Genomic DNA, 11,774 nt, shown 5'->3' on the forward strand with positions numbered 1-11,774 from the left:
GCATAACTTGGAAGTAGAAATAAGACGGAAAGGTATTGACACCCTGGTTAAAATATTGTATAGTACAGATGTACAGTCGGGATGTGGCGCAGCCCGGTAGCGCGCACCCTTGGGGTGGGTGAGGTCCAGGGTTCAAATCCCTGCATTCCGACCATCTACTTCTATCATGGAAGAACGCCTCTTGTCCAAGCAGTTTGGCACGAGAGGCGTTGTTGTTTTCGGGTTGAAACAGCCTCAGCTGTGTGCGCATGTCGCTGAAACGGAACGGCTCGGCATGTACGCAAATTTTTGCACGTTTTTTTCCATGATTCTCTTGCCAGATTGGGTATGCTTCCCTTACAATAGTCGTTGTTCCGCACAAGAATGTTACGTCGGGATGTGGCGCAGTCCGGTAGCGCGCACCCTTGGGGTGGGTGAGGTCCAGGGTTCAAATCCCTGCATTCCGACCATATCAAGCAAAACGTCTCTGCTGGAATCATCCGGCGGAGACGTTTTTGCTTTCCTGCCAAATTGGCTATTGGCTTCCTGATTTTTCTTTCCTATAATGAGAAATGAAGACAAGCGAGGAAAGGTTGTTCCCGAATGAAGATGTCCGTATCGTTTCAGCCATATCTCCCCATCACAACGCAGCCCCGGATCGCAGGTACGGGCACGTCTCTCGATCCGCTCGCCGGGGACGCGCAGTTTGCCGACCTGCTGCAGGCGGAACTGGCCAGCGGTCAACGTGTCATTGCCGCCGAAGAGATACTGGCCGAACTGGACGGCTCTCCCGACTGGGAGTTTGACCGGGCCTTCGGCGAGGCGATGCCGCGCGACGCGGAGAAGACGGCGAACACATCCGTCAGCCGACAGTCTATCTTAAACAAAATCAGCGATGTCGCCCGCACGCTCGGGGTGGATGAAAATCTGGTCAGGGAAGTGGTTCGGGCAGAGTCCAACTTTAACCCCAATGCCGTTTCCCGTGCAGGGGCAAAAGGGCTGATGCAGTTGATGGACAGCACGGCGCGGGCGATGCACGTGCGAAACGTATACAACCCCGATGAAAATCTGGCGGGGGGCACCAGGTACCTGCGCAGCCTGCTCGATAAGTACGACGGAAATGTGAAGGTCGCCCTGGCCGCCTACAATGCGGGTCCCGGTCGGATTGACCGCTTGGGCATCGACACCGACGAAGAGCTGGAAGCCCGGTACGATCAACTGCCTCGTGAGACCCAGCGCTACGTTGCGAAAATCATGCAACGGTTGAACAGCGGCGGGACATCATAGAGGTAGCAGTTCAGCAGGGTAAGGAGGAAACAAGGTGGCACAGTCCCCCTATACGCAGCAAGACTACTTTGTCGTCAAAGCAAAGGAAAACGGCGTTCACGTCATCGGCTTGACACGCGGTTCCGACACGCGTTTTCACCACACGGAAAAGCTGGACAAGGGCGAGGTAATGATCGCCCAGTTCACGGAACACACGTCCGCCATCAAGGTGCGCGGCAAAGCAGTGATCTACACTCACCACGGCGTGATCGAAACGTCGGAGTAAAAGCAGGCATAGCCTGCTTTTTTGTTTTGTACAATGGTGGTGAGGAGGGATGTCTCATGCCTCGCAGGCTGCTGGCCGCCATTGCCGTCTCCACGCTGCTCGCTCTCACGCTGTCGCTTGTTCCCGGGGTGACCTGGAACCAACCCGATATACCCGCGTTCCAGGCGTCTCGCCCGGTCGATCTGAGCGAGCAAAATGTGGTGGATTTATTTACTTTCATGTCGACTCATTATAATATTAAGCGTGTAAAATGGGAAAATCCGTCGGTTCATGTCGATTTGGCCGTTTCCTCCGGTCAGCGTGCGGAACTGCCGCTTGTATACCGCGATTTTTACGTCTTGGTGCGCGATCTGTTTCGGTTGACTGCAAATGTGGAGCAGGTCTACATCCGCCTGTTGGAAGTTGAACCCGATACGCCTGCCCCCAAGCTCCTGATCGCCGTCGAAGCCCAGCGCAAGGACAAGTCAGCCTACGAAACGCCGCCGGAGCAGATTGCCGATCTGGAATCGCACATCAGAGCCCGTTTTTCCGTACGTATCGACCCTTATTTTTACCGGAGAGTTAGTCCCTGACCAAAGAAGTGTGGTATGATTGTAGGGACGGACTTTTTGCCGGGTCCCGGCGAGAACGTGAAAGTGAACGGAAACAGGCACCTACCAGGTTGAACCGCTTGTGGAGGAGGACGCATGAACAAAGAACAGACCACATATGTAGACGAGGTTCGAGCGATCATCGACCAGATCTGCCAAAGTATCACCCATTCGTTTGTTGAACAATATGTCGATGTTCCGGCCATAGCGGAAAACCGGCTTGCGCTGTTGTACCTGTTTCTGCTGGAGCGGGGCATGACCAAGGAACGGGCGCGGACGTTCACCATGTCAACAGCCCTTGTTCAGTTGGGTCTTGACATGCACGAGAACGTGAAAAATTCCTATGACAATTCGCTGGCGGCAGAGCGCAACCGGCAGCTCACCGTTTTGGCCGGCGACTACTACAGCAGCCGGTACTACCAAATGCTTGCCGAAGCTGGTGAAATGGAAGCGATACAAGTGCTGTCGGGCGCCATCCAGCGGGTAAACGAAGCGAAAATGAAGCTGTACATGGCGGAACGCGACGGCCGGTTGTCGTCCGACGAGTACCTGACGCTGCGGACGGAAATCGATACGGGGCTGTACGTGGCTATCGTGGACAAGTATGCGGACAATGAAGAAACGCGCCGGTTTTGGACGGCCCTGTTTGCAGAGACGGCGGCCGTGGAGAACATGCTGGGCGAGTGGGAGCAGTTAAAGTGGCAACAACAGGTTCCCTTTGGCTTCTCCCGCTTTCTGTTGCAAAAACCGGGAGCGACGATCGCCCAGGTGGCGGCGGCTCTGGAAGCAAAAGCGATGGAACTGATGAGCATCTGTGAACAGCTGGTTCGTTCGCTGCATCCGCCGGAGACCCGTCACGTGCTGACGTGGATCACATCCCGTTACTCGCACCGCGTCAACCGGCTGAAACGGGTCATTGAGGAGTTGTAAATCCAGGTGAATCAGAACCAGATGAAAGAAAAAGCGAAGTACGTCCATTCCGTGTTTGAAAGCATCGCGGCAGAGTACGACAAGATGAACAACATCATCAGTTTCGGCAGCCACATCGCCTGGCGCAATTACACGATGAAGCAAATGAACATACGACCCGGCGACACGGCGCTTGACGTGGCCTGCGGCACCTGCGACTGGACGATTGCGCTGGCCAAGGCGGTCGGGGAAAAAGGACGGGTCGTCGGTCTTGACTTCAGCCTGAACATGCTCGATGTCGGCGCGTTCAAGGTGAAACGGGAAGGTCTTGACAGCGTGGTCACGCTGGTGAACGGCGACGCGATGCAGCTCCCGTACGAAGACAACACATTTGACTTCGTCACCATCGGTTTTGCGCTGCGCAACGTACCCGACATTCAGACGGTGCTGAACGAAATGACGCGCGTGGTCAAACCCGGCGGGAAAGTGGTCTCGCTGGAGGTGTCCAAACCGCCGTTTTTACCGTACCGCAAATTGTTCTACCTGTACTTTTACAAGATTCTGCCGTTGATCGCCAAATGGACGGTAAACAAATACGAGGAGTATGCCTGGCTGCCGCAGTCACTGACCCATTTTCCAGACAGCCGAGAACTAGCCCGCATGTTTCAACGGGCAGGACTGGAGCCGGTTCAGGTAAAACTGTTTATGGGCGGTGTGGCCGCTTTGCACATCGGCACAAAAGCATAGCTTGCCAATAGGCATCCTTCTGTGGATGGGAAGTGTTTTCACGTGAGTCTTCGCAAATTGAAAATTATTTTGGAAATGATCAAGTTTGAGCACTCGATTTTTGCCCTTCCGTTTGCTTTTATGGGAGCGGTCTTGGGGAACATTGTAGTAGAGCACACCTGGCCCACTTGGAGCGAGATTTTCTGGGTGACCGTGGCCATGGTGGGAGCGCGCAGCGCGGCGATGTCGCTGAATCGTTTGATCGACAGGTACATCGATGCGAAAAATCCGCGTACCGCCAACCGGGCCATTCCGGCCGGACTGATTTCCGTGGCCGAGGTTGTCGTCTTTATTATTGCTTCCTTCGCGTTATTGTTTTTCGCCGCCTTCCAATTGAACGCACTGGCCGTCAAACTGCTGCCGCTCGCGGTGTTTGTCCTGATTCTGTACTCGTACACGAAACGTTTTACATGGCTTTGCCATTTCGTGCTCGGCGTGGCCATCGGGTTCGGACCGCTGGGGGGCTTTGTGGCGACGACCGGGCAGGTGAATTTCACCGGACTTCTGCTGTTTTTGTCCGTGATGTTTTGGACCGCCGGCTTTGACATTATTTACGCCTGCCAGGACTATGAGTTTGACCGCAAGGAAGGGCTCTATTCCATGCCAAGCCGCTTTGGCATCGCCAACGCACTGCTGGTCGCACGGGTCTGCCACGTCATCACTTTCATCGGTCTTTTGGCCCTGTACGTTACCGCCAACCTGTCCGTCTGGTTCCTGGTCGGCGTGCTGATTTCCGGAGCCATCCTGGTTTACGAGCATCTGCTGGTAAAACCGACAGACCTGTCCAAGCTGGACGTGGCCTTTTTCAATATGAACGGCATATTAAGCATGGTCATGTTTACGTTTACCATGATTGATCTGGTGATAGCATGAGCGCACAAAAATGGGCCGTCGGCATTACCGGGGCGAGCGGCGCCATCTACGGCGTCAGGCTTGTCCGGGAACTGCTGCGCGGCGGCCATACCGTACACTTGATGATCACGGAGGCCGGCTGGCAGGTATTTCGGGACGAGCTGGACTGGAACACCGACGACCGGGAGGCCCTGATCCGGGAAAAACTGCAGCAGGATGCACCCGGCGCGCTCCATTACTGGGGCATGCGCGACTTCAACTGCCCGGCCGCCAGCGGTTCATATCGGTGCGACGGGATGGTGGTCATCCCTTGTTCGATGGGGACGCTGTCCGGCATTGCCCACGGGGCGTCGGGCAACCTGCTGGAGCGGGTGGCTGACGTGATGCTGAAGGAGCGGCGCCGGTTGGTGCTGGTCCCGCGCGAGACGCCGCTGAATGCCATCCAGCTTGAGAACATGTTGAAGCTGAGCCGCCTCGGCGTCACCATTTTGCCTGCCATGCCAGGGTACTACCACAAGCCGCAGACGATGGACGACCTTGTCAATTTTGTCGTGGGAAAAGCACTGGACGCGCTGGATGTGCCGCACGAGCTGTTCCGGCGCTGGGGGGAATAGATCATGCAAAAGTCCTTGCGCATTGGACAAATCCTTTACACCAACGTACTCCCTGTCTACTTTCACTTTGACAAGGAGCGTTTCAACGGCCGGATTGAGTTCGTCCGGCAGGTGCCAGCCAAGCTGAATCAGGCGCTGGCCTGCGGCGAGATCGATCTCGGAGTGATTTCGTCCTTCAGTTACGCCGAGCATGCCTCCCGCTATCTGGCGCTGGCCGACCTGTCCGTCAGTGCCAAAGGGAGAGTAGGCTCCATTTTCTTGTTCAGCAAACGGCCGATCGAGGCGCTGGACGGTGCCCGGATCGCCCTGACCAACACGTCCGCAACGTCAGTCAATTTGCTGAAAATCATTCTGCAAACGTTTTACGGTCTGCACGTCACGTACGTTACACAGGAACCCGTGCTGGCGGAGATGCTGCGGGATGCGGACGGGGCGCTCTTGATCGGTGACGACGCCATTCTCGCCAAACTCCAGGGCGGGCCTTATCACGTCTACGATCTGGGTGAGCTGTGGCATCGCTTTACCGGCTATACCATGACGTTTGCCCTGTGGGCCGTGCGCAAAGAGGTGATCGGCGAACACGCTGACCTGCTGCGAGAGGTTCACGAGGCCTTTTTGGCCAGCAAGGAGAAGACCCGCCAAAACCTGATCCCGCTGGTGGACTACGTGAACGGGCAGTTAGGCGGAGGAAAGGAACTGTGGTATCAGTATTTCCGGGGGCTGATGCACGATTTTCGGGACGAGCATCGGACAGGCCTGGAATACTACTACCGGTGCGCGGCTGAGCTGGGGCTGCTGCCCGCACCAGTGACCGTGTCCGTCTGGGAACATCCCGGTTGTCAGTCCCACATTACGTTGACGAAATAGGTGGAGCGGATGAACCTTGTCGATATTTACTTTCAACTGAAAAACGACGTCCAGTACATCGAAAAGGAACTGGAACAGTCCATCGATACCAGTGTGCGGGACTTGTACCTCTCGTCCACACACTTGCTCAAGGCGGGGGGGAAACGGATACGCCCGGTGTTTGTGCTGCTCGGCGGAAAGTGGGGCAACTACGACGTGAAGCGGCTGAAGCACGTGGCAGTACCGCTGGAGCTGATCCACATGGCGACGCTGGTGCACGACGACGTGATCGACGATGCGGACAAGCGGCGCGGGCGAGACACCGTGCGCACCCAATGGGACAACAAGGTGGCGATGTACACGGGGGACTACATTTTCGCCCGGGCACTGTCCATCGCGGCTGAGCTGCGCATTCCCGAGCTGCACCGGATTCTCGCCAACGCGATCGTGGAAGTGGTCAAGGGCGAGATCGAACAAGTGCGCGACCTGAACAACTGGGAGCAGAACTTCCGCACTTACCTGCGCCGGATCAAGCGGAAGACGGCGCTCTTGATCGCCATTAGCTGCCAGATGGGGGCGATTGCCAGCGGTGCAGGTCCCGAACTGGTCCGCAAAATGTACCGGTACGGTTACAACGTGGGGATGGCGTTTCAAATTACCGACGATATCCTCGACTTCACCGGAACGGAAAAGCAGCTGGGCAAACCGGCAGGCAGCGACCTGCGTCAGGGAAACATTACGCTGCCGGCGATGTACACCGCCCGGTTCGGCAAGTCGCGCGACCGCTTTCAGGCGTGGATACGCGACAATACGCTCCACCATCACGTAGATGAAGCGATTCAACTGGTGCGAAACGACGACGGCATCGCCTATGCCCAGGGGCTGGCGGAGCGGTACATTGCCCGTGCACGGGAGGCGCTGGACGGACTGCCGAACAACCAGACCAAAAAGTCCCTGCTTGGCATCGCCAATTTCATGGTGAACCGGAAATTTTAATCGTTTTTTCACAAGGGGGCTGTTGCTTGCCCCACTTTCTTTTGATAAAATTTTCGTTGGTGTGCAAGCACCAATACATAGCGGTACTGGAGGCATACTTACGATGGAAAAAACGTTTCTGATGGTGAAACCTGACGGCGTACAGCGCAACCTGATCGGGGAAATCGTTTCCCGCTTTGAGAAAAAAGGCTTCCAACTGGTAGGGGCGAAACTGATGAACGTTAGCCGCGAACTGGCTGAGAAGCACTACGCTGAACATAAAGAGCGCCCGTTCTTCGGCGAACTGGTCGACTTCATCACGTCCGGTCCGGTCTTTGCCATGGTATGGCAGGGCAACAACGTGATTGCGACTGCACGCGCCATGATGGGCAAAACCAACCCGGCAGATGCAGCACCGGGCACCATCCGCGGTGACTTCGCTACGTCCGTGGGCATGAACATCATCCACGGTTCCGATTCCCCGGAAAGCGCTGAGCGCGAAATCGCACTCTGGTTCAACGAAGGGGAAGTACTCTCCTACGAAAAAACAATCCAACGCTGGATCTAAGCGGGATAGGGGAAAGACTCCGCATGCGGGGTCTTTTTCTTTTTTTCGCCAAATGTCAACAAAAATCGGCAGGATTTTGCAGAAAAAGAGCGAATCGCATGGATAAGCGGCAACAAGCGCCGTCCCCGCTGCGTGAAGCATGGTCTTTTCAGGGGGCGTTTGTCGCGGTCAATCGAACAGCGCTTGCTGGCGGGTACGCCTCACCACACGTAAAAGGGGTATTTTCGCAATCATGGAAGACAAGGACTTTCTCCAGTTTATCGCCAATGTAAAGAAACTGACAGGAATCGATCTCGCCCTTTACAAAGAAGCCCAGATGAAGCGGCGGTTGACCTCGCTCCGGCTGAAGCGGGGCTATCCCACGTTTGCCCAGTACTTTGAGGCCATCTCCAAGAACAAGGACCTGTTCTACGAATTCCTCGACCGGATGACGATCAACGTGTCCGAATTTTTCCGCAACCCGGGCCGCTGGGAAGTATTGGAACACAAAATTCTGCCCCGTCTGGTCAAGCAGTCGCATCGGCTGAAGTGCTGGAGCGCCGCCTGCTCCACGGGCGAAGAGCCGTACACGCTGACTCTGATCCTGATGCGCAACCGCTGGGAGGCGTCACTGCTCGCCACCGACATTGACGAAGGGGCGCTGGCCAAGGCCAAACAAGGGGTCTACACGGAGCGGTCGCTGCAGGATTGTCCCAAGGATCTGCTGGCCAAGTACTTTGTCAAGGACACGATGAGCTACCGAATTGCCGACGAGGTGAAAAACCGGGTGACGTTCCGCAAGCACAACTTGCTGGCTGATCCGTTCGACTCCCAATTCGACCTGATCATCTGCCGCAACGTCATGATCTACTTCACCGAGGAGGCGAAGCACGAGCTGTACCACAAGTTCAGCCGGGCGCTAAAACCGGGCGGGGTGCTGTTCGTCGGAAGCACGGAGCAGATTTTCCAGCCGCAGCAGTATCAATTGGAGTCGGAAGACACGTTTTTTTATCGGAAAATGGGCTGAAGCGGACGCAGCTTGGTATATCCCTGTTGTTTTTTCCCAACACTAATGCTATCTACCATGCTATCTACCAAAAAGGGAGGAAGCAGATGGACAAGCAAAAGGTCATCGAAGCATACCGACGCGGTTTGATCACGCTGCAAGAGTGCGGGCAAATCCTCGGTGCGGAAAAGGAGCAGTTGGACAAACTCGTCCGCGCGAATCACCTGCGGCGGCCGCTTTCCTCGTTTCTGACGGTCGATTCTCACATGTGAGCTCCGCCAATTCGATGACGCTTCTCCTGCGAGGGAGAAGCGTTTTGCCTGTCTGCCAAGGGCGTCGGGACAGTTCGTCACTTTTGTATTTGCACGGACTGACAGGTATGATATTATAACGCTTAAAAGTGATAAAGGACAGCATCCGTAGTCAGAGAAGGAAATGCTGCCTGAGGATGGAGGAAGAGAGAGATGCGATACTTGACTGCAGGGGAATCTCACGGGCCGCAGCTCACTGCCATAATTGAAGGGGTTCCGAGCAACCTGCCCTTTTCTGTCGAAGCCATCAACGAACAGCTGGCAAGACGGCAAAAGGGACACGGACGCGGCCGGCGGATGCAGATTGAAAAAGACCAGGTGAAAGTGCTCTCCGGCGTTCGGCACGGGTACACGACAGGCGCGCCGATCACGCTGGTTGTGGAAAACAAAGACTGGACGCACTGGCAGGGTATCATGAGTGCCGAGCCGGTGGAAGGAGCGGAAGAGAAGCGTCGCGTCTCCCGTCCCCGTCCGGGTCATGCCGATCTCAACGGCGCGATCAAATACCATCAACGGGATATGCGAAATATTCTGGAACGTTCCAGCGCGCGGGAAACAGCCATCCGCGTCGCCGTCGGTGCTGTCGCCCGGCAGCTCCTGGCCGCGTTTGGCATTCGGATCGGCGGTCACGTGCTGCAGATCGGCGATGTGGTGGCCAACCGGCAGGATGTCACGCTGGACGAACTGATCGCGCGTTCCGAGGAATCCCCCGTGCGCTGTCTGGACAAGGAAGCGGAGCAGCGCATGATGGCGGCCATTGACCAGGCCAAACAGGACGGCGATTCGCTTGGAGGCATCGTCGAAGTAATCGTGGAAGGCGTGCCGATCGGGCTGGGCAGCCACGTCCAGTGGGACCGAAAGTTGGACGGCAGGCTGGCTCAGGCGATCATGAGCATTCAGGCGTTCAAAGGTGTGGAGATCGGGATTGGCTTTGGCGCCGCGGGCTTGCCAGGGTCCCAGGTGCACGATGAGATCGTCTGGAGCCAGGACACCGGATACAGCCGCAAGACGAACAACGCGGGCGGCCTGGAAGGCGGCATGACCACAGGCATGCCGATTGTCGTGCGCGGGGTGATGAAGCCGATTCCGACGCTGTACAAACCTTTGATGAGCGTGGACATCGACACCAAGGAACCGTTCTCCGCCAGCATCGAACGTTCGGACAGCTGCGCTGTTCCTGCTGCCAGCGTCGTGGCCGAAGCGGTGGTCGCCTGGGAAATCGCTCGCGCCATGTGCGAAAAATTCCCGTCCGACTCACTGGACGACATGCTGGAAAACGTGCGCCAGTATCGCGCATACACGGAGCGGTTCTGATGGCGGTTGAAACCCTTTACGTAGAGTTGGGAGAGCGCACGTATCCCATCGTTATCGGCGATGGTGTCATGCAGCAGGTGGCGGCCCTGGTGCAGGATGCGGGCATATCTCCAACGAGCCGGTTGTTTGTCATCTCCGATGAGAACGTAGCCCCGCGCTATCTGCAGCCGCTGAAACAGGCGCTGGAGACGGCAGGCTATCGGGTGGCGGACTGCGTAATTCCTCCGGGGGAGCAGTCGAAAAGTCTTGCGGTCTATGAACAGGTGCTGACCCGGGCCATCGAGGCGGGGCTGGACCGAAAATCAGCCATTCTCGCGCTGGGAGGCGGCGTGGTCGGTGACTTGGCCGGCTTTGTTGCCGCCACCTACATGCGGGGCATCGCCTTTGTGCAGGTGCCGACCACGCTGTTGGCGCACGACAGTTCGGTAGGCGGCAAGGTGGGCATCAATCATCCGCTGGGCAAAAATCTGATTGGCGCCTTTCACCAGCCGCGGCTGGTGTTGTATGATACGGCCGCGCTGCGCACGCTGCCCGAGCGGGAAGTGGCGGCTGGTTTTGCCGAGGTGATCAAGCACGGGCTGATCGCCGACGCGTCATTCGTCGACTGGCTGGAGGAACATGCGGCGAGCCTGTGGCAGCTTGATGCTGAACGGGTGGGCCGCGCCATACGCCGGGGCTGCGCGATCAAGGCAGCGATCGTCTCGGCTGACGAGACAGAGCAGGGACAGCGCGCGCTGCTCAACCTGGGGCACACCTTTGGCCACGCGTTCGAAGCGTTGTGCGAATACGCCGTGTTGAACCACGGAGAGGCGATTTCCATCGGCATGTGCCTGGCGGCCAAAGTGGCTGAGCGCATCGGTTTTGCTGAAGCAGGCGTTTATGCACGGACAAAACGGCTGCTTCACCTCTTCCACCTGCCCACTGACTGGCCAGACGGCCTGGAGCCGGAAGCGGTGCTGGATGTCATGAAGCGGGACAAAAAGGCCGTCGGCGGCAAGCTGGCCCTGGTGCTGCCGCGGGCCATCGGGAAGGTGGAACTGGTCAAAGACGTGGATGAACAAGAGATATTGACAGCGATGAAAAAAGAAGCGGGGGCATAGAGAGATGGGAGTGCGAGGAATCAGGGGAGCGATCACGATTGAAAACGACACACAGGCAGAGATCGTTTCCGCCACCAAGCTGCTGCTGGAGGAGATGGTCAGTCGAAACGGCGTACGGGCTGACGACATCGCCAGCGTTTTCATCACCACGACGGAGGACATCAAGGCGGCATTTCCGGCGCAGGCGGCGCGCCTCTTGGACGGGTGGCAGTACGTGCCGCTGATGTGCGCCCGGGAAATTCCCGTGCCGGGCAGTCTGCCTCGCTGTATCCGCGTAATGATGCACGTCAACACGAGCAAGGCGGCCTCGGAAATCCATCACGTGTTCATGCGCGATGCCGTACAGCTTCGTCCCGATTTGTCAAATCGTGGTTGACAATGTGGGCGTTCTCG

At 57.0% G+C, this 11,774-nt stretch carries 15 protein-coding genes and 2 tRNA genes; all 17 read left to right on the plus strand.

Annotation, left to right across the window (positions count from 1 at the left end; all coding sequences use genetic code 11):
- Positions 1–77: 77 nt before the first annotated feature.
- Positions 78–154: transfer RNA gene (locus IRT44_RS14425), tRNA-Pro, on the plus strand.
- A 218-nt stretch (positions 155–372) separates the two neighbouring features.
- Positions 373–449: transfer RNA gene (locus IRT44_RS14430), tRNA-Pro, on the plus strand.
- A 133-nt stretch (positions 450–582) separates the two neighbouring features.
- The gene (locus tag IRT44_RS14435) at positions 583–1,266 is read left to right on the plus strand and encodes a lytic transglycosylase domain-containing protein (RefSeq protein WP_230076882.1); all 684 of its coding nucleotides are present in this window, start codon (positions 583–585) and stop codon (positions 1,264–1,266) included.
- A gap of 34 nt (positions 1,267–1,300) precedes the next feature.
- A complete protein-coding gene (mtrB, locus tag IRT44_RS14440; protein ID WP_029099598.1) occupies positions 1,301–1,531 on the plus strand; it encodes a trp RNA-binding attenuation protein MtrB in 231 nt (76 codons plus the stop codon).
- Positions 1,532–1,587: 56 nt separating this feature from the next.
- Positions 1,588–2,103, plus strand: coding sequence for a hypothetical protein (locus IRT44_RS14445; protein WP_171564986.1), 516 nt, complete (start codon positions 1,588–1,590; stop codon positions 2,101–2,103).
- Between the two features lie 114 nt (positions 2,104–2,217).
- Entirely contained in the window at positions 2,218–3,051 is an 834-nt protein-coding gene (locus IRT44_RS14450; protein WP_171564985.1) for a heptaprenyl diphosphate synthase component 1, read from the plus strand.
- A gap of 6 nt (positions 3,052–3,057) precedes the next feature.
- The gene (locus IRT44_RS14455) at positions 3,058–3,777 is read left to right on the plus strand and encodes a demethylmenaquinone methyltransferase (protein ID WP_326838919.1); all 720 of its coding nucleotides are present in this window, start codon (positions 3,058–3,060) and stop codon (positions 3,775–3,777) included.
- A gap of 42 nt (positions 3,778–3,819) precedes the next feature.
- Positions 3,820–4,689 (plus strand): UbiA-like polyprenyltransferase, encoded by an 870-nt coding sequence (locus IRT44_RS14460; RefSeq protein WP_171564984.1) that lies wholly within the window; start codon positions 3,820–3,822, stop codon positions 4,687–4,689.
- Entirely contained in the window at positions 4,686–5,282 is a 597-nt protein-coding gene (locus IRT44_RS14465; RefSeq protein WP_171564983.1) for a UbiX family flavin prenyltransferase, read from the plus strand. The genes IRT44_RS14460 and IRT44_RS14465 overlap by 4 nt, the downstream gene beginning before the upstream one ends.
- 3 nt (positions 5,283–5,285) lie before the next feature.
- Positions 5,286–6,149 (plus strand): menaquinone biosynthetic enzyme MqnA/MqnD family protein, encoded by an 864-nt coding sequence (locus IRT44_RS14470; RefSeq protein ID WP_171564982.1) that lies wholly within the window; start codon positions 5,286–5,288, stop codon positions 6,147–6,149.
- Positions 6,150–6,158: 9 nt separating this feature from the next.
- Positions 6,159–7,124, plus strand: coding sequence for a polyprenyl synthetase family protein (locus IRT44_RS14475; RefSeq protein ID WP_171564981.1), 966 nt, complete (start codon positions 6,159–6,161; stop codon positions 7,122–7,124).
- Between the two features lie 103 nt (positions 7,125–7,227).
- Entirely contained in the window at positions 7,228–7,671 is a 444-nt protein-coding gene (ndk, locus tag IRT44_RS14480) for a nucleoside-diphosphate kinase (RefSeq protein WP_029099606.1), read from the plus strand.
- Positions 7,672–7,903: 232 nt separating this feature from the next.
- Entirely contained in the window at positions 7,904–8,677 is a 774-nt protein-coding gene (locus IRT44_RS14485; protein WP_212132014.1) for a CheR family methyltransferase, read from the plus strand.
- Between the two features lie 86 nt (positions 8,678–8,763).
- Positions 8,764–8,928 (plus strand): hypothetical protein, encoded by a 165-nt coding sequence (locus tag IRT44_RS14490; RefSeq protein ID WP_171564979.1) that lies wholly within the window; start codon positions 8,764–8,766, stop codon positions 8,926–8,928.
- 192 nt (positions 8,929–9,120) lie between these two features.
- The gene (aroC, locus tag IRT44_RS14495) at positions 9,121–10,281 is read left to right on the plus strand and encodes a chorismate synthase (RefSeq protein WP_171564978.1); all 1,161 of its coding nucleotides are present in this window, start codon (positions 9,121–9,123) and stop codon (positions 10,279–10,281) included.
- Positions 10,281–11,381, plus strand: a complete 1,101-nt coding sequence (gene aroB, locus IRT44_RS14500; protein ID WP_171564977.1) for a 3-dehydroquinate synthase — start codon at positions 10,281–10,283, stop codon at positions 11,379–11,381. Before aroC ends, aroB begins: the two co-directional genes overlap by 1 nt.
- A gap of 4 nt (positions 11,382–11,385) precedes the next feature.
- Complete coding sequence (gene aroH / locus IRT44_RS14505; RefSeq protein ID WP_171564976.1) at positions 11,386–11,757, plus strand: chorismate mutase; 372 nt, start codon at positions 11,386–11,388, stop codon at positions 11,755–11,757.
- Positions 11,758–11,774 lie beyond the last annotated feature (17 nt).

This window comes from Brevibacillus sedimenti, assembly GCF_020923495.1.
GTDB classification, from domain to species: Bacteria; Bacillota; Bacilli; order Brevibacillales; family Brevibacillaceae; genus Brevibacillus; species Brevibacillus aydinogluensis.